Origin of the sequence: Pseudomonas sp. AS2.8 (assembly GCF_014190935.1) — a bacterium.
Classification (GTDB): domain Bacteria; phylum Pseudomonadota; class Gammaproteobacteria; order Pseudomonadales; family Pseudomonadaceae; genus Chryseomonas.
This window is the reverse complement of sequence record NZ_JACHVV010000003.1, coordinates 1-25,262: the sequence shown is the minus strand read 5'-3', so window position 1 is coordinate 25,262 and position 25,262 is coordinate 1. Positions and strand designations below refer to the sequence as shown.

Annotated in this window: 18 protein-coding genes and 3 tRNA genes; 11 read left to right on the top strand and 10 right to left on the bottom strand. The window is 66.8% G+C overall.

All coding sequences use genetic code 11. The features are described 5' to 3' along the window. Nucleotides 1–75 precede the first annotated feature (75 nt). From FHR73_RS12550 to FHR73_RS12540, 3 genes are all read right to left on the bottom strand, one after another. Complete coding sequence (locus FHR73_RS12550) at nt 76–4,422, bottom strand: PAS domain S-box protein (RefSeq protein WP_183631613.1); 4,347 nt, start codon at nt 4,420–4,422, stop codon at nt 76–78. A gap of 39 nt (nt 4,423–4,461) precedes the next feature. Then, nucleotides 4,462–6,243 carry a GspE/PulE family protein gene (locus FHR73_RS12545; RefSeq protein ID WP_158895185.1) on the bottom strand — a complete coding sequence of 594 codons (1,782 nt, stop codon included), beginning with the start codon at nt 6,241–6,243 and terminating at the stop codon, nt 4,462–4,464. A 188-nt stretch (nt 6,244–6,431) separates the two neighbouring features. Next, entirely contained in the window at nt 6,432–7,781 is a 1,350-nt protein-coding gene (locus FHR73_RS12540; RefSeq protein WP_183631611.1) for an inorganic triphosphatase, read from the bottom strand. 170 nt (nt 7,782–7,951) lie between these two features. Between FHR73_RS12540 and argE the strand changes: the two genes are divergently transcribed. Together argE and argA are read left to right on the top strand one after the other, a co-directional pair. Beyond that, nucleotides 7,952–9,112 carry an acetylornithine deacetylase gene (argE, locus tag FHR73_RS12535; protein ID WP_183631609.1) on the top strand — a complete coding sequence of 387 codons (1,161 nt, stop codon included), beginning with the start codon at nt 7,952–7,954 and terminating at the stop codon, nt 9,110–9,112. Nucleotides 9,113–9,275: 163 nt separating this feature from the next. Beyond that, nucleotides 9,276–10,574, top strand: coding sequence for an amino-acid N-acetyltransferase (argA, locus tag FHR73_RS12530; protein ID WP_183631607.1), 1,299 nt, complete (start codon nt 9,276–9,278; stop codon nt 10,572–10,574). 822 nt (nt 10,575–11,396) lie between these two features. On the opposite strand, the gene gshA is transcribed toward argA, so the two are convergent. The 3 genes from gshA to FHR73_RS12515 form a co-directional block, all read right to left on the bottom strand. Continuing rightward, nucleotides 11,397–12,974: a glutamate--cysteine ligase gene (gene gshA, locus FHR73_RS12525; protein WP_183631605.1), complete on the bottom strand. Its 1,578-nt coding sequence runs from the start codon at nt 12,972–12,974 to the stop codon at nt 11,397–11,399. 210 nt (nt 12,975–13,184) lie between these two features. Continuing rightward, complete coding sequence (locus FHR73_RS12520) at nt 13,185–13,574, bottom strand: PaaI family thioesterase (protein ID WP_409258681.1); 390 nt, start codon at nt 13,572–13,574, stop codon at nt 13,185–13,187. Next, nucleotides 13,571–15,889, bottom strand: a complete 2,319-nt coding sequence (locus FHR73_RS12515) for a Tex family protein (RefSeq protein WP_183631601.1) — start codon at nt 15,887–15,889, stop codon at nt 13,571–13,573. The genes FHR73_RS12520 and FHR73_RS12515 overlap by 4 nt, the downstream gene beginning before the upstream one ends. A gap of 175 nt (nt 15,890–16,064) precedes the next feature. On the opposite strand from FHR73_RS12515, the gene ompR reads away from it, so the two are divergent. Beyond that, nucleotides 16,065–16,799, top strand: coding sequence for a two-component system response regulator OmpR (ompR, locus tag FHR73_RS12510; RefSeq protein WP_027598251.1), 735 nt, complete (start codon nt 16,065–16,067; stop codon nt 16,797–16,799). 40 nt (nt 16,800–16,839) lie between these two features. Here ompR and FHR73_RS12505 read toward each other — a convergent pair whose 3' ends face one another. Then, complete coding sequence (locus FHR73_RS12505; RefSeq protein WP_183631599.1) at nt 16,840–17,712, bottom strand: undecaprenyl-diphosphate phosphatase; 873 nt, start codon at nt 17,710–17,712, stop codon at nt 16,840–16,842. A gap of 137 nt (nt 17,713–17,849) precedes the next feature. Here FHR73_RS12505 and FHR73_RS12500 point away from each other — a divergent pair, with 137 nt between their 5' ends. Continuing rightward, nucleotides 17,850–19,169 (top strand): ATP-binding protein, encoded by a 1,320-nt coding sequence (locus tag FHR73_RS12500; RefSeq protein WP_183631597.1) that lies wholly within the window; start codon nt 17,850–17,852, stop codon nt 19,167–19,169. A gap of 67 nt (nt 19,170–19,236) precedes the next feature. Here FHR73_RS12500 and rimK read toward each other — a convergent pair whose 3' ends face one another. Genes rimK through FHR73_RS12485 form a run of 3 tightly spaced genes read right to left on the bottom strand, consistent with a single transcriptional unit; the run spans nt 19,237 to nt 21,407 of the window. After that, a complete protein-coding gene (gene rimK / locus FHR73_RS12495; protein WP_027598254.1) occupies nt 19,237–20,142 on the bottom strand; it encodes a 30S ribosomal protein S6--L-glutamate ligase in 906 nt (301 codons plus the stop codon). Continuing rightward, complete coding sequence (locus FHR73_RS12490) at nt 20,139–20,615, bottom strand: ATP-dependent zinc protease (RefSeq protein WP_145151788.1); 477 nt, start codon at nt 20,613–20,615, stop codon at nt 20,139–20,141. The genes rimK and FHR73_RS12490 overlap by 4 nt, the downstream gene beginning before the upstream one ends. A gap of 15 nt (nt 20,616–20,630) precedes the next feature. Then, the gene (locus tag FHR73_RS12485; protein WP_183631595.1) at nt 20,631–21,407 is read right to left on the bottom strand and encodes an EAL domain-containing protein; all 777 of its coding nucleotides are present in this window, start codon (nt 21,405–21,407) and stop codon (nt 20,631–20,633) included. Between the two features lie 118 nt (nt 21,408–21,525). Between FHR73_RS12485 and FHR73_RS12480 the strand changes: the two genes are divergently transcribed. From FHR73_RS12480 to FHR73_RS12450, 7 genes are all read left to right on the top strand, one after another. Beyond that, nucleotides 21,526–21,909, top strand: a complete 384-nt coding sequence (locus FHR73_RS12480; RefSeq protein ID WP_183631593.1) for an RNA-binding S4 domain-containing protein — start codon at nt 21,526–21,528, stop codon at nt 21,907–21,909. 107 nt (nt 21,910–22,016) lie between these two features. Next, nucleotides 22,017–22,910: an Hsp33 family molecular chaperone HslO gene (gene hslO / locus FHR73_RS12475; RefSeq protein WP_183631591.1), complete on the top strand. Its 894-nt coding sequence runs from the start codon at nt 22,017–22,019 to the stop codon at nt 22,908–22,910. Nucleotides 22,911–23,014: 104 nt separating this feature from the next. Further along, entirely contained in the window at nt 23,015–24,556 is a 1,542-nt protein-coding gene (locus FHR73_RS12470) for a phosphoenolpyruvate carboxykinase (protein ID WP_133860551.1), read from the top strand. A 219-nt stretch (nt 24,557–24,775) separates the two neighbouring features. After that, nucleotides 24,776–24,860: transfer RNA gene (locus FHR73_RS12465), tRNA-Tyr, on the top strand. A 23-nt stretch (nt 24,861–24,883) separates the two neighbouring features. Then, a tRNA-Gly gene (locus tag FHR73_RS12460) sits at nt 24,884–24,957 on the top strand. 20 nt (nt 24,958–24,977) lie between these two features. Beyond that, nucleotides 24,978–25,053, top strand: a tRNA-Thr gene (locus tag FHR73_RS12455). 84 nt (nt 25,054–25,137) lie between these two features. Continuing rightward, nucleotides 25,138–25,262: GTP-binding protein (locus FHR73_RS12450; protein ID WP_260175716.1), on the top strand; the 125-nt coding region annotated here is incomplete at its 3' end.

Below are 25,262 nucleotides of genomic sequence, written 5' to 3'. Positions count from 1 at the left end.
CTTCTTGAGGTTTCCTATAGAGAGCTCAGACGTCCTTCGAGTTCCAGCGCCGTGCGCCGGCATCTGCGCCGGCGCCTAGCGCTGGATCATGCTGTGGATGCGTTCGGCCAGGGCATCGATGTCGAAGGGCTTGATCAGCATGTCCATGTTCTCGCCGAGGAATTCGCCGCGTACCTTGGCGTTCTTGGCATAGCCGGTGATGAACAGCACCTTGAGCTCGGGGCGCCGGCCACGGGCGATCTCGGCGAGCTGGCGACCGTTCATGCCGGGCAGGCCGACATCGCTGATGAGCAGGTCCAGGCGCTGATCGCTCTCGATGATCGGCAGGGCGCCGTCGGCATCGCTCGCCTCCAGGGCGGTGTAGCCCAGCTCGGCGAGCACCTCCAGCACGATCATGCGTACGGCGTATTCGTCTTCCACCACCAGCACGGTCTGGCCGGCCTCGGCGCGGGGCGCGACCTTGAGCGTCGGCTGATCGGTGCTGGCTGCCGCCACCTCGGGATGGCGCGGCAGATAGAGACTGATGGTGGTGCCCTGGCCCTGTTCGGTGTCGATGCGCGCGGTGCCGCCGGACTGCTTGACGAAGCCGTAGATCATCGACAGGCCGAGCCCCGTGCCCTGGCCGGCCGGCTTGGTGGTGAAGAAGGGCTCGAAGGCCTTGGCCTTGACCTCCGGCGGCATGCCGGTGCCGGTGTCGGCCACGCTCAGGCGGACATAGTCGCCCGGGGTCAGGGATTCGCGCGCGGCCGCCTCGGCGTCCAGGCTGAGGTTGGCGGTGGCGATGCACAGCTCGCCACCGGCGGGCATGGCGTCGCGGCCATTGATGACCAGATTGAGCAGGGCGTTTTCCAGTTGGTGGGTATCGCTGTGGGCGAGCCAGGCGACCGGTGCCAGATCCAGGCGCAGGGCGACGTTTTCGCCCACGGTGCGCACCAGCAGGTCCTGCAGCGAGCCCACCAGCTGATGCACGTCCACCGGCTGCGGATCCAGGGTCTGGCGGCGGGCAAAGGCCAGCAGCCGATGGGTGAGGGCGGCGGCGCGGTCGGCCGAATTGACCGCGGCATTGATGTAGCGATCCAGGTCCTGGGTGCGGCCGTTGGCGATGCGCAGGCGGATCAGGTCGAGGGCGCCGACGATGCCGGTGAGCATGTTGTTGAAGTCGTGGGCGATGCCGCCGGTGAGCTGGCCGATGGCTTCCATCTTCTGCGACTGGCGCAGGGCTTCCTCGGTGCGCTCGCGTTCGTAGATCTCGGCGATCAGCCGCGCATGGCTGCGCCCCAGCTCCTGGGTGCGTTCGGCGATGCGCTGTTCCAGCTGATCGGTGGTCTGGCGCGCCTCGGTGACGTCCACGCCACAGCCCACCAGGCCATGGAATTCGCCGTCGAGCTCCAGGCGTGGAGTGCCCTCCAGGCGTAGCCAGCGCCATTCGCCCTGGGCGTTGCGCACCCGCACCTCGGCGCGCAAGGCGCTGTGGGTGGCGACGGCCTGCTTGAAGGCGCCCTCGAAGGCCGGACATTCGCTGTCCGGGAGCAGGGCGCTCCAGCCCTGGTCGTGCAGATCGGCGTCGTGCAGATCGAATTCGCTGGCGAAGCGCTGGTTGACGAATTGCAGCTGGCCGTCGGCATCGCAGGCCCAGATCAGCACCGGAGCGCTGTCGGCCATGAGCCGGAAGCGGCCCTCGCTCTCGCGCTGGGCGTCCTGGGAGCGCTGCCGGCAGATGGCCGACCAGAGTCGGTCGGTGACGTCGCGCAGGAATTGCACCTCACCTTCCGTCCACAGCCGGGCGCGCTGGTCATGGGCGACGAAGAGCGCACGCAGGCGGCCATCCTCGTAGAGCGGGATGTCGACCAGCGCCGCGATCTCCAGATCGAGCAGGCGCTGGGCATTGGCCTGGGCGCGCGGATCCTGGCTGACGTCGTCGATGACCAGGGGCGCTTCGCCGTCCTGGTTGCCCAGGCTGTCGGGGGCGAGCAGCGGATAGGCCAGGGCCCGGTCGAAGCTGCCGTTGGGCGTCCACATCTGGTGCGGGACGAAGGCGCCGCTGCTCTCGTCCAGGCGGGCATAGCCGACCCGGCGCAGGCCCAGTCGCGTGCCGACCAGTTCCAGGGCGGCGGCGACCCCGGCGCTTTCCGGATCGCCTTCGCGCAGGCGATCGCCCAGCTCGATCAGGGCATGCTGGCGGGCCTCGGCTTCGCGGCGCTCCTCGATCTGCCGGCGCAGCTGGCGATTGGTCTCGCTGATGCGATCGGCGTCGTGGCGTTCGCGGGTGATGTCGCGCGCGATACCCACCAGTCGGCGGCGGCCACCGGGCTCCAGGCGTTCACGCCCGCGGATGCTCAGCCATACCGGCTCGCCCTGGCGCGAACCACGCACCCGAAAGGTCAGCCGCAGGTCATAGGCATTGCCGCCGCCCTGGATGGCGGCCGTCACATAGGCCCGTACCCGCGGCGCATCGGCCGGATGCAGGGCGTGCAGCAGGGCAGCGCCGCGCATCGTGCAGCGGCGTTCGCCCGCCCCGACCAGATGGGCGAGGCGGGTATCCCAGCTGATCAGGTCGCGGTCGATGTCATAGTCCCAGACGCCGAGGTCGGCGACGTCCATGGCCAGGGCGATGCGCTGCTCGGCCAGGCGCAGGGCGTCGGCCGCGGCGGTGCGCTCGATGACGATGCGGATGCGCTCGGCCACCTCGCGCACCAGGGCCACGTCGCCGATGGTCCAGTGGCGGGGTGTGTCGGCATAGAGGAACAGCAGGCCGACCAGCTGTTCCTCGGCGAGCAGGGGCACCACCAGGCCGGCGCGCACGCCGTGGTCCACCAGCTGGGCGCGCATCTCGCCCAGGCGGCTGTCCTGGGTGCTGTCTTCCACGCTGACGATGATGCCGCGGCGCAATTCCTCCACCGCCGAGGTGTGCCAGTGACCCAGGCTGGGCAGGTTGAGACGATGGGTTCGCCCCTGTTCGAGCCAGTCGCTGTCGATGGTCAGGCTGCCGTCGCGACCGACCCGGGCATAGCCGATGCGCTGCACGGCCAGCAGATGGCCGAGGCTGTCGCCCAGTACCGAGGCGACTTCGCCGGTGTGAGTCACGCCATGCAGCAGGTCGCCCAGTTCGAGCAGGAAGCGCTGGCGGTCATGGCTGCGGATGCGTTCGCTGAGATCGACGAAGGTGCAGATGGCGCCCTGGACCTCGCCGTCGCGCCAGAGCGGCTGGGCGCGCCACTCCACCGGCAGCAGACTGCCGTCCTCGCGCAGCAGGGCGTCGGCGGACAGGTGCAGGGTGGCGCCTTCGCTGGCGGCGCGCTGCAGGGCCCGGGCACCCTCCTCGCTGCGCGCGGAGCTGAGGCGGGTGTCCAGGCGCTCGCCGAGGATGTCGCGCTCCTCGGGCAGCCCGAGCATCTGCCGGAAGGCGCGATTGCAGAGGGTGGCGCGCCCTTCGCGATCCAGGGCGCAGAAGCCTTCGTGGGTCGATTCGAGCAGCAGGTGGGCGAAGGCCTCGCTTTCCCGCAGCGCCGTTTCCGCCCGCTTGCGGCTGTCGATGTCCTGGGCCACGCCGACCCAGTGCTCGATCTCGCCGCTGGCGTTGGTGAAGGGCATGGTGCGGGTTTCGAACCAGCGGTAGTGGCCCTCGGCATCGCGCAGCTGCAATTCCAGGCTGCCGGCGACTCTCTGCTCGCGCACCTCGCGCCAGCGCCGCAACAGCTGTGGACGCTGCTGGGGATGGATGGCATCGGTCCAGAGATCGGGATCGGCGACCACGTTGGCCGGACTCAGGCCGCTGTATTCGTACCAGTAGCGATTGGCGTATTCGAAGCTGCCATCGGGCCGCGCGAACCAGATGATCTGCGGATTGACATCCATCAGGGCGCGGTAGTGGGTTTCGTCGAGGGTGCTGTGCTGCGCCGGCGCCGCCGCCTGCAGCCGGGCCTCGAACAGGCGCAGCACCTGGCGCGCCAGCCGCTCGAGTCCGCTCAGGCGCGCGGCGCTCAGTTCGCGCGGTTGCCAGTCGAGCACGCAGAGGGTACCGAGAAAGACGCCATCCGCCGTCCGCAGCGGGGCCCCGGCATAGAATCTCAGCCCGGCCGGATCGGTCACCAGGGGATTGTCGGTGAAGCGCGCATCCTGGCTCAGGTCTTCGATCTGCCGCGCTTCCCGGGCGGCGTGCAGGTGCTGGCAGAAGGACAGCGCCAGGGGGATTTCCGCCACGCCCAGGCCGCGTTCAGCGATGAACAGCTGTTGCTGTTCGCCGAGCAGGTTGACCGCGGCGATAGGGGTTTCGCAGAGGGTGGCGGCCAGTTCCACCAGGTCGTCGAGCGCCGGCTCCGGCTGGCCGTCGAGCAGGCCATGGGCCACCAGGATTTCCTGGCGGCGACGTCGCTGCTCGGCGTCCTCGGCACCCACGGCAGGGTTCACGACGGTTGTCTGCACGGCTGGCTATCCTTGTTCCGCTCGCGGGCTGCTGGGGCGCTAACGTTCGCTCTGGGGCGTGACGCGCAGGACTTCTTCCACGGTGGTGAAGCCGGCGGCGATCTTTTGCGCACCGGACAGCCGCAGGCTGCGCATGCCTTCCTTGAACGCCTGCCGCCGCAGCGCGGTGATGTCGGTATCCGCCGTCACCAGTTCGCGCAGACTATCGGAGAGGGTGAGGATTTCGTATACCCCGGCACGACCGCGATAACCGGTGTCGCGACACTCCGGACAACCCACCGGCTGCATGGCGCCAGTGGGCAGCGGGGCGTTCCAGGGCTTGGTCAGCTCCTGCCAGGTGGCCGGGTCCAGCTCGGTGGGCGTCTTGCAGGCCGGGCAGAGGGTGCGCACCAGGCGCTGGGCCATGACGCCCAGCACCGTGGCGCGGATCAGGTAGTAGGGCACGCCCAGTTCGATCAGCCGGCTCACCGAGCTGGGGGCGTCGTTGGTGTGCAGGGTGGAAAGCACCAGGTGCCCGGTCAGCGCCGCCTGGATGGCCATCTCGGCGGTCTCCAGGTCGCGGATCTCGCCGATCATGATGATGTCCGGGTCCTGCCGCATCAGCGCCCTGACGCCGCTGGCGAAGGTCACCTCGATGTTGTGCTGCACCTGCATCTGGTTGAAGGCGTCTTCCACCATCTCGATGGGGTCTTCGATGGTGCAGACGTTCACCTCGGGCGTGGCCAGCTGCTTGAGGGTGGTGTACAGCGTGGTGGTCTTGCCCGAACCGGTGGGGCCGGTGACCAGGATGATGCCGTTGGGCTGCCCGGTCATGCCGGCCCAGCGGCGCAGGTCGTCGGCGGAGAAACCGAGCTGGTCGAAGCTCTTGAGCAGCACGTCCGGGTCGAAGATCCGCATCACCAGCTTTTCGCCGAAGGCGGTGGGCATGGTCGACAGGCGCAGTTCGACCTCCTTCTCGCCGGCCATGCGCGTCTTGATCCGGCCGTCTTGGGGCTTGCGCTTCTCGGCGACGTTCATCCGGCCGAGGTTCTTGATCCGGCTGACCACCGCCAGGGTGACCTGGGCCGGGAACTGGTAGACGGTGTGCAGCACCCCGTCGATGCGAAAGCGCACCGCGCCCTGTTCGCGGCGCGGCTCGACATGGATATCGCTGGCGCGCTGCTGGAAGGCGTACTGGAACAGCCAGTCGACGATGTTGACGATGTGGGCGTCGTTGGCATCCGGCTCGCCATCGGCGGCGCCGAGATTGACCAGCTGCTCGAAGTTGCCGACGCCGCTGGTCTTCTGCTCCACCGCCGAGGCGCCGGTGACCGAACGCGCCAGGCGAAAGAATTCCTGGGTGTAGCGGGTGATGTCCGCGGGGCTGGCCACCACGCGCTTGATCGGCCGCTGCAGCACATGGGTGAGGTTGCTCTCCCAGCTGTGCACGAAGGGCTGGGCACTGGCCACCGTCACCTCGTCCGGGCTCACCGCCACAGCGAGGATCTTGTTGCGCTGGGCGAAGGCATAGGACATCAGCGGGGTGACCGAGGCCACGTCCACCTTGAGCGGATCGATGCGGTAGAAGGGCTGGCCGGAATACTCGGCGAGCCAGCGGGTAAGGCTGTCCAGATCCAGCTTGCGCCCCGGGCGACTGAGGTCGTCCACGCTCTGCGCCGCGAGGAATTCCAGCGGATGCTGCTGCGGATTGGCCGAGCCACGGCGCAAGAGCAGGCACTGCTCGGCGGTCTGCTGATCGATCCGCTGCTGGCTGACCAGCTCGCGCAGGATGTCGCCCAGGTCGAGCCAACGGTCAGCGGAAGGGGAAGCTATGGCGGACATCTGGACTCCTTGGAAAGGTGGTCGCACCGGGGTGACACCCGGCGCCTGACCGGGGACGACCCGCCTGTCGTACCCGCCAGGTTGGTCGCCTCCTCCAGCATAGCGATTTTGTATTAAGGAATCGCTCGCGGCCTTGTGCCATCAGGATGGACGGCCGGATGCGCCAGGCGTTCCCGCCGTCCGGCGGCTCAGGCCAGGGCTTTCCAGGGGGCCAGGCCATGGACCAGGCGCGCCTGCTCGGCGACCCCGGCGAGATCGCCATGGGCGCTCAGCGGCGCCAGCTTGCCCAGCTCGCCATAGAGCCGATCGGCTTCGGGCAGGTCCAGGGCGCCACGCGCCAGGTGCAGCCAGACCTGCATCCGCTCCAGGCGCGGCAGCTGCTGCTGGATCAGCTCGGGTTCGGTGATGGCGCGCAGCAGCGGCAATTCGGCCGCTTCCTGGGCCAGGAAGCGCGGCAGCCATTGGCCGAGGGGGGTCACGCCCTGGCGTTCGCCACGGCCGGTACGGCCCTGGATCCAGGCGCGTTCGTGCAGCCAGCGCGCGGCGCGCAGGGAGAACAGGCCCCAGCGCGGCTGTTCCAGCTCGGCGGCGAAGCGCTGCGGTGCCTGACGGCGGGCCTCCTCGTCGTCCTGGCCGATGGCGGCCAGCGGTCGCCAGTCGGCGAGCAACTCGTCGAGGGCCTGGCGCAGGTCGCGGCTGGTGGCCCGCGGGGCGGCCTGGCCGAGGCTGCCGAGCAGGGCGCGCAGGTCGATCAGCTGGTGCACCCAGTCCACCAGCAGGCGCCAGTGGCCGTTCCAGCGATACTGTTCGGCCAGGCGTTGGCTGCCGGCCAGCAGGTGCCAGCCGAGGCGGGCGACGGCCTCGTCCAGCGGCGTCTCGGCGTCCAGTTCCGGCGCGGACAGATAGAGGGTGTAGCTCGAGGCATCGTGCAGGCGATAGCCGCGCTCGGCCTTGCTGATGTCGCAGGGCATCAGCGGGAATTCGGCGGCCAGCTGCTCGGCCAGTTCCAGCAGCGCGGCCGGTTCACCCTGGCGCAATTCCAGCTCGACCTCGGCGATGGCCTCGCGCTGGTCGCCGGCACGCACCTCGCCCTGGTCGAGGGCGACTTCGATGATGGTCCGGGCCTTGCCCCGGCCCCAGGCGATTTCCGCGGCGTCGCGGACGAAGTCGGTGTCGAACACCGGCTGCAGGCGGCGCAGGTCCAGGTCGGCCAGTTCCGCCGGCCAGCAGCTGTCGTCGAACAGCGCGGTGTCCAGGGTGGCATCGGCCAGCGGCCATTCCCATTCGTTGCGCTCGGACAGCCCGGCCAGGCTCTGGCCGCGGCTCTTGAGCGTCTGGATGAAGCGCTCGCCATCACGCCGCACGCGCAGGGCCACCTTGGCATGGGCCAGGTCGCGGGTGTCGGTGTCGTAATAGCAGTTGGAGAGTTCGTGGCGCTGCCAGCCCTCCTTGCAACGCTTCTTCAGCAGCGGATGCGCGCGCAGGGCGTCGAGGGTGGCCGCACTGGCGCGCAGCTTGATTTCGGTTTCTTTGGCCATTGGAGGATCCTGGCGCCGGAAGAGAACGGTCCGGCTCCGTGCCGAGCGCGTCATGACGACGGACGGCGAGAACGTGGGCGCTAGTTTAGCCCGTCCCGCCCCCCTGGCGCATGAAGGTTTCATCGCGCGGCGGATGGCGCCATGATGGAGGCGTGACCAGGAGACCCCGCATGACCCTGCCCGCGCTGAAAGCTCTGTTCTCCACCCTCATCGCCGAAAGCTCGGTGAGCTGCACCCAGCCGGCGCTGGACCAGTCCAACGCCGGCGTCATCGCCCGCCTGAGCGACTGGTTCGGCGCCCTGGGCTTCGCCTGCGAGACCCAGGAGGTGACGCCGGGCAAGTTCAACCTGATCGCCACCCTGGGCAGCGGGCCGGGCGGCCTGGTGCTGGCCGGCCATACCGATACCGTGCCCTATGACGCCGCGCTCTGGCAGGCCGATCCGCTGCGTCTGCGCGAAGCCGACGATCGCTGGTACGGCCTGGGCAGTTGCGACATGAAGGGCTTCTTCGCGCTGATCCTCGAGGCGGTGCGCGAACTGGATCCGCGGCAGTTGCGCCAGCCGCTGATCGTGCTCGCCACCTGCGACGAGGAATCTTCCATGGATGGCGCCCGGGTGCTGGCCGAAGCCGGCCGCCCCCTGGGCCGCGCCGCGGTGATCGGCGAACCGACCGGACTGCGGCCGATCCGCCTGCACAAGGGCATCCTCATGGAGCGCATCGACATCCTCGGCCAGAGCGGCCATTCCTCCGATCCGAGCCTGGGCCACAGCGCCCTGGACGCCATGCAGGCGGTGATGGGCGAACTGCTCGACCTGCGCGCCCAGTGGCAGCGCGAATACCGCAATCCGCTGTTCCTGGTGCCCCAGCCGACGCTCAACCTGGGCTGCATCCATGGCGGCGACAACCCCAACCGCATCTGCGGCCAGTGCGCCCTGGAATTCGACCTGCGCCCGCTGCCGGGCATGCAGCCCGAAGCCCTGCGCCAGGCCATCCGCGGACGGCTGCTGCCGGTCGCTGAACGCTTCGGCGTGCGGATCGACTACCAGCCGCTGTTTCCCGCCGTGCCGCCCTTCGAGCAGCCGGCCGAGGCCGAACTGGTGCGCCTGGCCGAGCGCCTGACCGGCCATAGCGCCGACGCCGTGGCCTTCGCTACCGAGGCGCCCTATCTGCAGGCGATCACCCAGGAGGTGCTGGTACTCGGCCCGGGCGACATCAGCTGCGCGCACCAGCCCGAGGAGCACCTGGCGCTGGCGCGGATCGCGCCTACCGTCAAGCTGCTGCAGCAGCTGATCGGCCACTACTGCCTGGGCGAGGCCGCCGCGGTCCGATGAACAGACCCGCGCGTCCGGCGTGACTTTTTGTAAACTCCAGGCGGTCTACTGAGGCTGTCTGCCCATCCGCCCCCTGTCGAGGAACCCCCGTGCTGCGACGACGCTGAACGCCCTGCCTGCCCTCGTTCACCCTCCCGCCTATCCTCCAAGGGTCTTCGTCTCGATGCACGATTACGTCAACTGGCTCCGCCACGCCTCGCCCTATATCAATGCCCACCGCGACGCCACCTTCGTCGTCATGCTGCCCGGTGACGGCGTCGCCCATCCCAACTTCGGCAACATCGTCCACGACCTGGTGCTGCTGCACAGCCTGGGCGTGCGCCTGGTACTGGTGCACGGCTCCCGTCCGCAGATCGAATCGCGCCTGGCCGCCCGCGGCATCGAGCCACGCTTCTACAACGACCTGCGCATCACCGACGGTCCGACCCTGGAAGCGGTGATCGACGCCGTCGGCAGCCTGCGCAGCGCCATCGAGGCGCGCCTGTCCATGGACATGGCCGCCTCGCCCATGCAGGGCTCGCGGCTGAGGGTCGCCAGCGGCAACCTGGTCACCGCGCGCCCGGTCGGGGTGCAGGACGGCGTCGACTTCCACCACACCGGCGAAGTCCGCCGCATCGACCGCCGCGGCATCGGCCGCCTGCTCGACGAGCGCACCATCGTGCTGCTCTCGCCACTGGGCTATTCCCCCACCGGCGAGACTTTCAACCTGGCCTGCGAAGACGTCGCCATGCGCGCCGCCATCGACCTGGGCGCCGACAAGCTGGTGCTCTACGGTGCCGAGCCGGGCCTGCTGGACGAACACGGCGCCCTGATCCGCGAGATCGGCCCGCAGCAGATCCCCACCCACCTGGCGCGCCTGGGCAGCTCCTACCAGGCCGAACTGCTCGACGCCGCCGCCCAGGCCACCCGCGGCGGCGTACGCCGCTGCCACATCGTCGGCTACGCCGAGGACGGCGCCCTGCTCACCGAACTCTTCACCCGCGCCGGCAGCGGCACCCTGGTGGCCCAGGAACCCTTCGAGACCCTGCGCGAGGCGACCATCGCCGACGTCGGCGGCCTGATGGAGCTGATCCGCCCGCTGGAAGAGCAGGGCATCCTGGTGCGCCGTTCCCGCGAGGTGCTGGAGCGCGAGATCGAGCAATTCAGCATCGTCGAACGCGAAGGCCTGATCATCGCCTGCGCGGCGCTCTATCCCATCGCCGACTCGGCGGCGGGCGAGCTGGCGTGCCTCGCGGTCAATCCCGACTACCGCCACGGCGGCCGCGGCGACGCCCTGCTGGCGCGCATCGAGCAACGTGCCCGCGAGCGCGGCCTGAGCACCCTGTTCGTGCTCACCACCAAGACCGCCCACTGGTTCCGCGAACGCGGCTTCGAACCGAGCGGCGTGGAACGACTGCCGGCAGCACGGGCGTCGCTGTACAACTTCCAGCGCAATTCGAAGATCTTCGAGAAGGGGTTGTAGGGGGCAACTGACGTAGGTTGGGCTGAGACGGCTCTATCGTCGAAGCCCAACGTTATGGCTGGCGTCTGGCTGATTACCGAGCTTTCGGATGGTTTTTGTTTCGCCCCCTCGGGCGAGTCACTTTTGCCAGTCGCGGCTGCGCGCCCCGGACAAAAGTAACCAAAAACGCTTGCCGCGACCATCCGGCCCTACGCTTCGCTGCGGGTCCGCTCACGCCAGCGCCGCTTCGGGGTCGGCCTACACGGGCCGTCCCTGGCCCGTTAGGCCTCTCGCCGCATCCATGCGGCTCGAACCACTCCACGACACTGGCGTTCGCCCTCCTGAACGGGGCGATTCGCTAGCCTGAAAGTGTTGGTTGAAAAGCCATAACCGTCCGTAGCGTGGACAGCGGCGAAGCCTTGTCCACTGATAGCGTCGGTACCTGCCAGTGGAAAACGCTGCGCGGTTTTCCACGCTACAACCTGTGAACACCCAAGCCTCAGGCTGGCGCCCCGCCCGTCAGTGAGGCCGAGGGCAGGTGTCGCGGAGGGGGATGCGAGGCAGGACGCCGAGCAAGGCGCGAGGGGCAGGAGGCCCCTTCGTGCCGTGCCCCCGGAGCGGCGCCGGAGCGAGGGGACCCGCAGCGCAGCGGAGGGCCGAAACGTGAGGCAAGCGTTTTTGCTTACTTTTTTCGCGTTTGAAAAAAGTGAGTCGCCCGGGTGGGCGAAACAAGATCCACCAGCAGAACACGATAATCAGCTAGGGCACCAACAAGCTCTTTGGCTCTTTGGCATCACAACGTTGGGCTTCGACGATGGAGCCGTCTCAACCCAACCTACGCATCTACACCCCGATCGTCGCCAGAATACTTGCCTGATACGCCGCCACGAAGGTATCGAAATCCCCCTGGGGTGCCGCCTCGATCTCCGCCTGCTCGTCCAGCGACTGGCGCGCCATCTGCGCATAACCTTCGCGCTCGCCATCGTTCAGCGGGTGGCTGGCGAAATAGGCCGCGTGGGCCTCGCTCTGGCGCAGGCCGAATTCGGCGAAGCTCTCGCCACGCTCGCGCAACTCCTGCAGCACCCGCGCCGAGGGGGTGAGGCGGACATCGGCGACCTTCTGCCGTTGCACCGCCACCGCCTGGCGATGGGCGTCGCCGCCCAGGCTGGCGTCCAGGGTCTCGGCGCAGCGCTCGATCTGGTCGAGCATCTCCGCCGCCCAGTCGATCATGGTCACCGAGGCGCCATGGCGCTGCAGGCGCAGACCCGGCTTGCGGCCTTCGCGCACCACGCTGGCGAAGTTGTCGGTGCATTCGCTGCACTCGCCATTGAGCGGCGGGCTGCCTTCCAGGGCGCAATAGAGCAGGAAGGCGTCGAGGAACAGCGCGGCGGTGGTATCGATGCCCAGCGGCAGGAAGGGGTCGATGTCCAGGCAGCGCACCTCGATGTACTGCACGCCACGCGCCATCAGTGCCTGTACCGGCCGCTCGCCGCTACGGGTGACGCGCTTCGGGCGGATGGTGGCGTAGTACTCGTTCTCGATCTGCAGGATGTTGGTGTTGAGCTGTACCCACTCGCCGTTCTGGTGCGTGCCGATCTCCGCATAGGGCGGGTAGGGCGTGCCCACCGCGCGTCTCAGGCTCTCGGTGTAGGTGGTCAGGTCGTTGTAGTCCGGCGTCAGGCTGGCCTGGGCGTTGCTCTGGTAACCCAGGTCGCTCATGCGCAGGCTGGTGGCATGGGGCAGGTACAGGGTCCGCTCGTCGAGGGTCTGCAACCGATGTGGCCGACCCCGCAGAAAGCCCGCGTCCAGCGCCGGCGAGGCGCCGAACAGGTACATCAGCAGCCAGCTGTAGCGACGGAAATTGCGGATCAGGGCGATGTAGCGCGCCGACTGGTAGTCGCGGGCATCGCGGGCGTCACCTTCCTGCTGGCGCAGGCGTTCCCAGGCCGCTTCCGGCAACGAGAAGTTGTAGTGGATGCCGGCGATGCACTGCATGGTGCGGCTGTAGCGCAGGGCCAGGCCGCGGCGATAGACGTGCTTGAGCCGGCCGATGTTGGAGCTGCCATAGTCGGCGATGGGGATCTCGTCCTCGGCCGGCAGCGCGCAGGGCATGGAGCCGCTCCAGAGGCGCTCGCCGTCGAGTTCGGCGACCGCGGCGCGGTGCACCCGATCCAGGGCGTCCAGCACCTCGGGCGTGCGGGTGCCGGTGGGGGTGATGAATTCCAGCAGCGCCTCGGAGTAGTCCGTGGTGATCTGCGGATGGGTCAGGGCCGAACCCAGCGCCTGGGGATGGGGACGCCGGGACAACTCGCCACGGGCGTCCACCCGCAGGGTCTCGCGCTCGATGCCGTGCAGGCATTCGGTCAGGAGGGAGGGATCAGCGCCGAGCAGGGCCAGGCGGCGGGACAGGATATCGCTCAAGTTGACTTCCTTTGGCGGTACTCGCCCCGGGCAGGGTAGAAGAAACCGACTGAAATGAGGGTTGCCGGCCAGGGCCGACGCGGGGGCAGCAGTCACTGCTGCGGTCCGGGTTCAAGCCTCAGACCGCAACCCGCTCAGTTGGCTCCCAGCGTAGCTCAGGCGACGGCAAAGGGCGATATGCGCCGCTTCGCCGTCACCCGGCCGGGCCGGTCACAGGCAGGCGAAGGTCGCCTGGGCCAGGGCGATCAGCTTGTCGCCCTGATGCACCTGGGCTTCCAGCACATGGGTCTTGCGACCCGGGTGGATCACCCGGGCGCGGCAGACCAGTTCGCCGTCGCTGACGCCACGCACGTAGTTGACCTTGCACTCCAGGGTCACGCTGCCGGCCTGGCCGTCGAACAGGCTGTGGCTGGCCTGGCCCAGGGCGGTGTCGATCAGCGAGAAGATGGCGCCGCCGTGCAGCTTGCCGTGCAGGTTGATGAGGCTGTCCTGCACGCTCATGCGCACCTCGGACTCGCCACCCTCGGCCTTGTGGATGGTCATGCCCAGCAGGGTGCTGAAGGCGCTGTCCTTGCCTGCGAGAGAACCGCTCATGCTCATTTCCTCAGTTGCTTGGCGTTGGCGAACAAGGACGCCATGGCCTGGTTGGCCGGAGCCGGTTGATTCTGGCGCGGGGCGCCCTTGTCGGCGCGGGGCTTGCCACCGTTTCCGCGGGCCTGGCCGCCGGGCTTGCCGTCGACCTTCTCGCCGGGGGTGTCGCCCATGCGCATGGACAGGCCCACGCGATTGCGCGGCACGTCCACCTCCATCACCTTGACCTTGACGATGTCACCCGCCTTGACCACCTCATAGGGGTCCTTGACGAATTTCTCCGACAGGGCGCTGATGTGCACCAGGCCGTCCTGGTGCACGCCGATGTCGACGAAGGCGCCGAAGTTGGTGACGTTGGTGATGACGCCCTCCAGCACCATGCCGGGCTTGAGGTCGGAGAGCTTCTCCACGCCGTCCTGGAACACCGCGGTCTTGAATTCCGGACGCGGGTCGCGACCAGGCTTGTCCAGTTCCTGGAGGATGTCGGTCACCGTCGGCAGGCCGAAGCTCTCGTCGGTGAATTTCTTCGGATCCAGGCGTTTGAGAAAGGCCGAATCGCCGATCAGCGAGCGGATGTCGCGGCCGGTGTCGGCGGCGATGCGCTGCACCAGCGGATAGGTCTCCGGGTGCACCGCCGAGGCGTCCAGCGGATTGGCGCCGCTCATGACGCGCAGGAAGCCGGCGGCCTGCTCGAAGGTCTTCTCGCCCAGACGCGGCACCTTCTTCAGTGCCTCGCGGGTGGCGAAGGCGCCATTGGCGTCGCGGAACTGCACGATGTTCTGCGCCAGGGTGGCGTTGAGACCGGAGATCCGCGCCAGCAGGGCAGCGGAAGCGGTGTTCACGTCCACGCCCACGGCGTTCACGCAGTCTTCCACCACGGCGTCCAGGCTGCGCGCCAGCTTGAGCTGGGAGACGTCGTGCTGGTACTGGCCGACCCCGATGGACTTGGGCTCGATCTTCACCAGCTCGGCCAGCGGATCCTGCAGGCGGCGCGCGATGGACACGGCGCCACGCAGGGAGACGTCCAGGTCGGGGAATTCCCGGGCGGCCAGTTCCGAGGCGGAATACACCGAGGCGCCGGCTTCGCTGACCATCACCTTGGTCAGGCCCAGGCCCGGGTACTTGCTGATCAGCTCGCCGGCCAGCTTGTCGCTCTCGCGGCTGGCGGTGCCGTTGCCGATGGCGATCAGGTCCACGCCATGCTTGGTGCAGAGCACGCCAAGGGTGGCCAGGGTCTGGTCCCACTGATTGCGCGGCGCATGGGGATAGACGGTGTCGGTGGCCAGCAGCTTGCCGGTGGCATCCACCACGGCGACCTTGCAGCCGGTGCGCAGACCCGGGTCCAGCGCCAGGGTGGTGCGCGGCCCGGCCGGCGCGGCGAGCAGCAGGTCGTGCAGGTTGCGGGCGAAGACCGCGATGGCCTCTTCCTCGGCCTTTTCGCGCAACTCGCCGAGCAGGTCGGTTTCCAGGGAGGTATAGAGCTTGACCTTCCAGGTCCAGCGCACCACCTCGGCCAGCCACCTGTCCGCGGCGCGGCCCTGGTTCTTCAGGCCGAAGTGCGCGGCGATCAGGCCTTCGCAGGGATGGGCGATGCCCGGGCCTTCTTCGCCCAGCTTGAGCGCGGCACTGAGGATGCCTTCGTTGCGGCCACGGAAGATCGCCAGGGCGCGGTGCGACGGCACCGCCTTGAAGGCTTCGTCATGCTCGAAGTAGTCGCTGAACTTGGCGCCTTCGGTCTCCTTGCCCGGCACCAGGCGCGCGCTGAGGATGGCGTCCTGCTGCAGGACGCCGCGCAGCCGCGCCAGCAGGTTGGCGTCCTCGGCGAAGCGTTCCATGAGGATGTACTTGGCGCCTTCCAGGGCGGCCTTGGTGTCCGCCACGCCCTTGTCCGCATCGACATAGGCGGCCGCCTCGGTCTCCGGGGTCAGGGTCGGATCCTGCAGCAGGGCGTCGGCCAGCGGGCCGAGACCGGCTTCCAGGGCGATCTGGCCCTTAGTGCGGCGCTTCTGCTTGTAGGGCAGGTAGAGGTCTTCCAGGCGCGTCTTGGTGTCGGCCAGATTGATCTCGCGGGCCAGCTCGGGGGTCAGCTTGCCCTGCTCCTCGATGGCGGCCAGCACCGCGCCGCGGCGCTCTTCCAGCTCGCGCAGATAGCGCAGCCGCTCTTCGAGATGACGCAGCTGGGTGTCGTCCAGGCTGCCGGTGACTTCCTTGCGGTAACGGGCGATGAAGGGCACGGTCGACCCTTCGTCGAGCAGGGCCACGGCGGCGGCGACCTGTTGCGGGCGGGCGCCGAGCTCTTCGGCGATGCGGCTATTGATATCCATCGGGCTACCTGGCTTGCACGAGAAAAAGCGGGCCGCAGTATACCCGAGCCCGCCGGAGCCCCGCCTCCCGTGCCAGCGCCGCCGCCCCAGCGCGGGCAAAATCTGCTAACAATGGCCCAATGCCGCGGTCGGATGGCCTACGGCATAATCCAGTGCTAGATCACAAGGAGATATTATGAGCACCCCCGTTGCCCCGGAAGGTGAAAAGATCCTGGTCGTCGACGACGACGCCCGGCTGCGCCGCCTCTTGGAGCGTTTTCTGGCCGAGCAGGGTTATCGCGTACGCACGGTCGAAAGTGCCGAGCAGATGGACCGCCTGCTGGCCCGCGAGGTCTTCAACCTGGTCGTGCTGGACCTGATGATGCCCGGCGAAGACGGCCTGTCCGCCTGCGGCCGACTGCGCGAGAGCGGCAACCGCATCCCCATCATCATGCTGACCGCCAAGGGCGACGAAGGCAGTCGCATCCAGGGCCTCGACCAGGGCGCCGACGACTACCTGGCCAAGCCCTTCAACCCGCTGGAGCTGGTAGCCCGCATCAAGGCAGTGCTGCGCCGTCAGGCCCCGGTGGTACCCGGTGCCCCTGCCGGTACCGACGAGGTGGTGACCTTTGGCGACTACGCCCTGCACCTGGCCACCCGCGAACTCAAGCGTGGCGAAGAGACCCACATGCTCACCACCGGCGAATTCGCCGTGCTCAAGGCACTGGTCGACCACGCCCGCGAGCCGCTGACCCGCGACAAGCTGATGAACCTGGCCCGCGGTCGCGAGTGGGATGCCCTGGAACGCTCCATCGACGTGCAGATCTCGCGCCTGCGCCGGATGATCGAACCCGATCCGTCCAAGCCGCGCTATATCCAGACCGTCTGGGGCGTGGGCTACGTTTTCGTGCCGGACGGCGCCGGCAAATAGGGCAGGTAGCCGGGGCATCGCGCCCCGGCTAGGCAGTGGCTCAGGCAAACAGCCCCTGATGCACGCCGACCAGCAGGAAGATCCCCAGCAGCGCGCGATAGATGATGAAGGGCCAGGTCGAGAAACGCTCCAGAAAGCGCATCAGGCCCCAGATCGCCGCGAAGGCCGACAGGCTCGCCACCAGCAATCCCACCAGCAGCAGCGACCAGGCTTCGGCCGGGATGTGCGCGTGCCAGAGCACCACCAGCTCCTTGAGTCCGGCCAGGGCGATGGCCGGCAGGCCGAGCAGGAAGGAGAAGCGCGCGGCTTCCTCGCGCCGCAGATTGAGGAACATGGCGGCGGTCAGGGTCGAGCCCGAACGGGACACGCCCGGAATCAATGCACCCACCTGGGCGATCCCCACGATCAGCGCATCGCGCAGACGCATCTGCGAGATGTCTCTGTTGTGCCGGCAGATCCGCTCCGCCAGGGCCAGCAGGGCGGCCATGGCCAGGCAGGCGTAGCCGATGACGCTGAGGCCCCGCAGTGGCGAGTCGCAGGCATTGAGCAGGGGCGCCAGCAGCAGGCCGGCGATGCAGATGGGAATGGTCGCCAGCACGATCATCATCGCCAGCAGGAAGTCCGGGCTGTCGAAGTTACGCTGGCGCACCGCGGCGAGGCTGCCGCGGGTCACGCCGCTGACATCGCGCCAGAAGTAGCTGATCACCGCGGCCAGGGCCGCCATCTGCATGGCGGCGGAAAAGGCCGAGCCGGGATCGCGCCAGCCGAGCAGGGCGGGAACCACCCGCATGTGCGCCGTGGACGAAATGGGAAGCAGCTCGGTGATACCCTGCACCACGCCAAGAAAGGCGATCTGCGCGTAGTTGAGCGAGGCGAAGCCGATGTCCAGGCCGGTCTGGCAGATGTCGGACACGAGAGAACTCCAGGTTGAAGGGAAGAAATGGACGAGCAAATGTATCCGAATGTGTCCGCGTCGGGTTGCCTATCTGGACCCTGCAATCCCAGAGGTTGTGATGGCTTTCGCGCCGTTTTGCGCGGAAATCCTGATCGATGAAGGCGCCCGGCTGGTTTCCCCAGAGTTTCTTCGCACGCTCGCTGTGGATGGTCCTGCTCGCGGTGCTGTTTTCCAAGGCGCTGACCCTGGTCTACCTGCTGCTCAACGAGGATGTCCTGGTCGATCGCCAGTACAGTCATGGCGCGGCCCTGACGCTCCGTGCCTACTGGGCCACTCCCGAATCCGAGCGCCCGCGCATCGCCCAGGCCGCCGGTCTGCGCTACGAATCACCCGAGACCGTGCCGGCCGGGGAGTACCACTGGCCCTACAGCGAGATCTTCGAGCGCCAGATGAAGCAGGAGCTGGGCGAGGAAACCGAGGTGCGGGTGCGGGTCCAGCATGGACCGGCTATGTGGGTCCTGGCGCCAAGCCTGGGACCGGACTGGATCAAGATCCCTCTGATGGCCCATCCCCTGCGCGGGCAGCACATCTGGAGCGTACTTGGCTGGTTTTTCGCCATCGGCCTGTTGTCCACCGGCGCCGCCTGGGTCTTCGTCCGGCAACTCAACCAGCCCTTGCGGCGTCTGGTGAATGCCGCCCGCGAGCTGGGCAAGGGCCGCAGTGTGCGGCTGCCGGAGACCGATGCCCCGAGCGAGATCCAGGATGTCTACCACGCCTTCAACCAGATGGCCGAAGACGTCGAGCAGGCCGGTCGCGAACGCGAACTGATGCTGGCCGGGGTCTCCCATGACCTGCGCACGCCGCTGACCCGCCTGCGTCTGGCGGTGGAGTTGATGCCGCCGGCCGAACGCGAAGAGGCGGAGGACATGATCCGCGACATCGAGGACATGAACGCCATCCTCGATCAGTTCCTCGCCTTCGTCCGTGACGGTCGCGACGAACCCCAGGAGCTCACCAATATCAACGAACTGGCCCGCCAGGTGGTGGCGCCCTACAACCAGGAGACGGAGCGGGTACGACTGATGCTGGACGTCCTGCCGCCGCTGCCGGTGCGACGCATCTCCTTCAAGCGGCTGCTGACCAACCTGGTGGAAAACGCCCTGCGCCATGGTGGCGGTGGCGGTATCGAAGTGGTCGGGCAGGTCGCAGGTTCAGCCACGGCGCCCTACGTTGCCCTAAGTGTCATGGATCGCGGCCCCGGCATCGATCCCAAGGACCTGCAGGACATCTTCAATCCCTTCACCCGCGGCAATCGCGCCCGCACCGTTAGCGGCTCGGGGCTGGGCCTGGCGATCGTCAAGCGCATCGCCGCCCAGCACGGCGGCAGCGCCGAGCTGCGCAATCGCGAAGGTGGCGGGGTGGAAGCCCGGGTACTGCTCCCCCTGGGCCTGCTGCTACCGCGTAGCGCCAGCTGACAGGGAGCGTTATCGCGGCGTAGGTTGGGCTGAGCGCTGGCGAAGCCCAACCTACGCCCAGACTCCGTCATCCCTTGCCCTTGGTCCGCGTCAGCCCCGGCTCAGCGTTCTTTTCCAGGTATTCGATGATGATCCCGGCCACGTCCTTGCCGGTGGTCTGCTCGATGCCTTCCAGACCAGGCGAGGAATTGACCTCCATCACCAGCGGGCCGTGGTTGGATCTGAGGATGTCCACCCCCGCGACGCTCAGGCCCATGGCCCGGGCCGCGCGCAAGGCGGTCATGCGCTCCTCGGGAGTGATCTTGATCAGGCTGGCGGTGCCGCCGCGATGCAGGTTCGAACGGAATTCCCCGGGCGCCGCCTGGCGCTTCATCGCGGCGATCACCTTGTCGCCGACCACGAAGCAGCGGATGTCCGCGCCGCCCGCCTCGCGGATGTATTCCTGCACCATGATGTTCTGCTTGAGACCCATGAAGGCCTCGATCACCGATTCGGCCGCCTTCTCGGTCTCGCACAGCACCACGCCGATACCCTGGGTGCCTTCCAGCACCTTGATCACCAGCGGGGCGCCGTTGACCATCTGGATCAGGTCCGGCACGTCGTCCGGCGAGTGGGCGAAGCCGGTCACCGGCAGGCCGATGCCCTTGCGCGAGAGCAACTGCAGGGAGCGCAGCTTGTCGCGCGAACGGCTGATGGCCACGCTCTCGTTGAGCGGAAAGACGCCCTGCATCTCGAATTGGCGCAGCACCGCACAGCCATAGAAGGTCACCGAGGCGCCGATGCGCGGGATGACCGCATCGAAGCCTTCCAGCGGTTTGCCACGGTAATGGATCTGCGGCTTGTGGCTGGCGATGTTCATGTACGCGCGCAGGGTGTCGACCACGACCACCTCATGGCCGCGGCTGACGCCGGCTTCGACCAGACGCCGGGTGGAATACAGATTGGGGTTACGCGAGAGAACGGCGATTTTCATGGGGCACCGGAGGCCGGAGATAGGGACAACTGGGGTTTGTCTTGCGCATAGGAGACGGCCGGATTCACCAGCAGGCCACCATCGATCAATGCCTTGGACCCGAGCAGCATGCGATAGCGCATGCTCTTGCGGCAGGCCAGGGTGAATTCCACCGGCCACTGGCATTCGCCCAGGGCCAGCAGGGTACGGATGACATAACGGGTCTGGGCGATGCCGTTGGAGCTGCGAATGGTCTTTTTCGCTACCAGAGGGGCTTCGCAATGGCGATGACGGGACTGAACCAGCGTCCCCAGGTGCACGGTGAACCTCACCCAGCGTTCCTTGCCGCGCATGAACGGCTGGACTTCCGTCGCATGCAGCGCCGAGGTGCTGGCGCCGGTATCGATCTTGGCTCTCAGGCCCACCACGCCCAGATCGGGCAAGGCCACCCACTCACTCAGGCCGATAATGACCGGTTCGGCGGAATTGCTCATCGCTGCTCCTTGAAATCAGTGGCCTCCGCCTAAATGTTGCGGATCAACGAGCTGCTTGAAAGCGGGTTTGGCGAACAGATACCCCTGCATCAGCTCGATGCCGAGGTCACGCAGGCAATCGCGCTCGGCCACGGTCTCCACCCCTTCGGCGATCACCTGGGTGCCCAGTTCGCGGCACATGACGATCAGGTTGCGCACGATGGTCCGTCGCACCTGGTCGCGGTCGATGTCGCGGATGAGCGCCATGTCGAGCTTGACCAGGTCCGGCTGGAATTCGGCCAGCAGCGTCAGGCCGGAATGACCGGCACCGAAGTCGTCGATGGCGGTCTTGAAGCCGAATTGCTGATACTCACGCAGGATGTGCGTCAGGTGGTTGCTGGCCACGTGCTCGGTTTCCACGGTCTCGAAGATCAGCCGTTCCAGCGGAAAATGATGCTCGCGGGCAGCGGCCAGGGTGCTGCGAATGCACAGTTCCGGGCGGTAGACCGCGTTGGGCAGGAAGTTGATCGACAGACTTTCCTGCATGCCTAGGGCCGCAGCGGTGGCAATGGCCTTGGTCCGGCAAAGCTGGTCGAAACGATAGCGGTTGCTGTCGGTCACCTGGTTGAGCACCGACAGCGCGCCTTCGCCGCCCGGTCCGCGCACCAGCGCTTCCCGGGCGAAGACCGCGCCTTTGCCCAGATCCACGATGGGCTGATAGGCGAAGTCGAAGTCGAAGCCCAGGGGTTCCGACTGCTGGCACCCCGTGCAGCGGGTCTGGCCGGTCAGGTCGGAAGGGAAGAATGTGGTCATGGCTCTCCAGGGGCGCGCTTGCAGCGTCGGTCCGATGGTTTAGAGTTCTTGAGAAGAGTCTAAGACCCAACAGGGGACCTTTTATTCGATGTATGCAGTAGATCACACTGAAGAACGGATGCGCCTCGATAAATGGCTATGGGCGGCACGTTTTTTCAAGACCCGCGCGCTGGCCAAGGCGGCTCTGGAAGGCGGCAAGATCCAGTGCCGAGGCGAGCGCTGCAAGCCCAGCAAGGAGCCGCGCATCGGTGACGTCCTCACCATCCGTCAGGGCTATGAAGAAAAGACGGTAGTGATCGTCGCCCTGTCGCAGAACCGCCGGGGTGCGCCCGAAGCTCAGCAGCTCTATACCGAGACGCCGGAAAGCCTCAAGGCGCGCGAGCAGGCCGCGGCCGCTCGCAAGGCCGGCAACCTCGGCATGCAGACCGATGGCCGTCCCACCAAGAAGCAGCGGCGCCAGATCCATCAGTTCCGCGAGTACGTCCATCCGTTCGACGACTGAGTTCGTCGCGGCTCGCCGGAGCCCCTCAACGGCCAGGTCCGTTCGCCGGTCCTGGCGTGCGCCGTGAACGCCACGCTTCGCGGCCTCCTTCCTTATATAGGTAGTTCATGACTTCCCACGATTTCACCCAACGTTTCCTGTTCGACGAAACCGATGTCCGCGGCGAACTGGCCACCCTGGATCGCAGCTATGTCGAGGTCCTCGCCAAGCATGCCTATCCGGAGCCCGTGGCCCAGCTGCTGGGCGAGATGCTCGCGGCGGCCGCGCTGCTGTGCGGAACCCTCAAGTTCGAAGGATTGCTGGTGCTGCAGGCGCGGTCCAGCGGTCCCATCCCGCTGCTCATGGTCGAGTGCTCCAGTGAGCGCGAGGTGCGCGGCATTGCGCGCTACGAAGAGGCCGAGATCACCGCATCCGCCTCCTTGAGCGAGCTCATGCCCGACGGCGTCCTGGCCCTCACCATTGACCCGCGCCATGGTCAGCGTTACCAGGGTATCGTCCCGCTGGAGGGGGCGAATCTGGCTGAGTGCCTGTCCGGCTATTTCGCCACCTCCGAACAGTTGCCCACCCGCTTCTGGCTGAACGCCGATGGCCGCCGCGCCCGCGGTCTGCTGCTCCAGCAGCTGCCGCCGTCGCGGATCAAGGATGCGCAGGCCCGGCAGGATAGCTGGGAGCACGTGGTCACCCTGGCCGATACCCTCACCGCCGAAGAACTGCTGGGCCTCGACAACGAGGTGATCCTGCATCGCCTGTTCCACGAGGAAAAGGTACGCCTGTTCGACGAGCAACCGGTGGCCTTCAGCTGCAGCTGTTCCCGTGACCGCGCGGCCAATGCCCTGATCAGCATGGGCCAGCCGGACGTCGAGAGTCTGCTCGATGAACAGGACGGACAAATTCGGGTCGATTGTCAGTTTTGCAATGAACAGCAGGTATTCGACGCTGCCGATATCGCGCAGATTTTTGCGGGCGGCGGCACGCAAACCCCGGGAAATACCCGGCACTAGCCGTTGCAAAAGCCCGAAGGCTTTCTGGCATAATCCCGCAACGTGTAGTTCTGCCGTGTAAGAGCTACAAGCATGAGGAACGGCCCAGGGCCATGGGGAACGAAATGACGAAAGCCAACGTGTATACCGATATCAGCGTCGCGCAGTTAGTGGAAGAGTCCCTGCGACGTGGCGAAGGAGAGCTGGCCGCCAATGGCTCGCTGGTCGTCAAGACGGGGCATCGCACGGGGCGTTCGCCGGTAGATCGCTTTATCGTCGAGGAAGCCTCCACGCGCGATGCCATCCACTGGGGGCCGATCAACCGTGCCTTCCCGGAGGAGAAGTTCGCGCCGCTGTGGGAGCGCGTTAGCGCCTACCTGGACGAGCGTGATCAATTCGTCTCCCACGTGCATGTAGGCGCTGACGTAGAGCACTACCTGCCCGTCGTCATGCGTACCGAGACCGCCTGGCACAACCTGTTCGGCCGCTGCCTGTTCATCAATCCGGCCGAATACAATCCCCAGTCCAAGCCGGCCTGGGAGATCATCAACGCGCCCGAGTTCGTCTGCGAGCCCGCGCGTGACGGCACCAACTCCGACGGCACCGTCATCATCAACTTTGCCGCCCGCAAGGTGCTGATCGCCGGCATGCGCTACGCCGGCGAGATGAAGAAGGCCATGTTCTCGGTGCAGAACTTCCTGCTGCCGGAAAAGGACGTGCTGCCGATGCACTGCGCGGCCAACGTGGGCGAGGAGGGCGATGTCACCCTGTTCTTCGGTCTGTCCGGTACCGGCAAGACCACCCTGTCCGCCGACCAGAGCCGCTACCTCATCGGTGACGACGAGCACGGCTGGGGCGTGGGCACCGTCTTCAACATGGAAGGTGGCTGCTACGCCAAGTGCATCGACCTGTCTGAGAAGAACGAGCCGGTCATCTGGAAGGCTATCCAGTTCGGCGCCGTCCTGGAGAACGTGGTCCTGGATCCCCAGACCCGTCATCCCGACTATGCCAACGACAGCCTGACCCAGAACAGCCGTGCGGCCTATCCGCGCGAACTGATCGACAAGCGCGCCGAGCACAACCTGGGTGGCGAGCCCAACGCGGTCATCTTCCTGACCTGCGACCTCACCGGCGTGCTGCCCCCGGTATCCATCCTTAATAACGAGCAGGCGGCCTACCACTTCCTGTCCGGCTACACCGCCCTGGTCGGCTCGACCGAGATGGGGTCTGGTCCCGGTATCAAGTCGACCTTCTCCACCTGCTTCGGCGCACCCTTCTTCCCGCGTCCGGCGGCCGAGTACGCCGATCTGCTGATCAAACGCATCCAGGGCTTCGGCTCCAAGGTGTACCTGGTCAACACCGGCTGGACCGGTGGCGGTTACGGTGTCGGCAAGCGCTTCAACATCCCGACTACCCGTGCGGTCATCGCGGCCATCCAGAGCGGTGCCCTCATCGGTACCGAGACCCGCCATGTGCCGGTCATCAATCTCGACGTCCCGGTCGCCGTTCCCGGCGTGGATAGCGTCCTGCTCAATCCGCGCGACACCTGGCAGGATGGTGCTGCCTATGATGCGGCGGCGCGCGAGCTGGCCGGCAAGTTCGTCGAGAACTTCAAGAAGTTCTCCGGCGTATCCGAAGGCATCCTGGCCGCCGGTCCCCAGCTGTAAGCGGGGCGGTTGTCTGCAAGCAAAGGCCGCCACCAGGGCGGCCTTTGTTTTTTAAGCTTTTTTTGCGTCTTGGGGTTGCGTGGTTCGCTGCGATTGCATAAACTGCGCCCGCTTTCGCTGATAACGCTAGTGAGCGAGGCGAAAGCATTGATTGTTAAGGAGATTTTAAAAAGATCCTTGACAAGAGGAGGGCAGATGAAGAAAATGCCGCCTCACTTTGGAGGGGTTCCCGAGTGGCCAAAGGGATCAGACTGTAAATCTGACGTCGCAGACTTCGAAGGTTCGAATCCTTCCCCCTCCACCAGATTGCTAGAGCGCTTAGGCTCTGCGGGTATAGTTCAGTGGTAGAACCTCAGCCTTCCAAGCTGATGATGCGGGTTCGATTCCCGCTACCCGCTCCAGTTTGACTGGCAAATGTTTTGCTCATGTAGCTCAGTTGGTAGAGCACACCCTTGGTAAGGGTGAGGTCAGCGGTTCGAATCCGCTCATGAGCTCCATCTTAAAAAGGCAGATATGAAAATATCTGCCTTTGTTTTAATGGCGGCATTGCTTTGCTCAATTCGTGAAGGGAGAGAGTGTCGATGGCTAAAGAAAAGTTTGAACGTAACAAGCCGCACCTGAACGTGGGCACCATTGGTCACGTCGACCATGGCAAGACCACTCTGACCGCTGCGCTGACCAAAGTCTGTGCCGATACCTGGGGCGG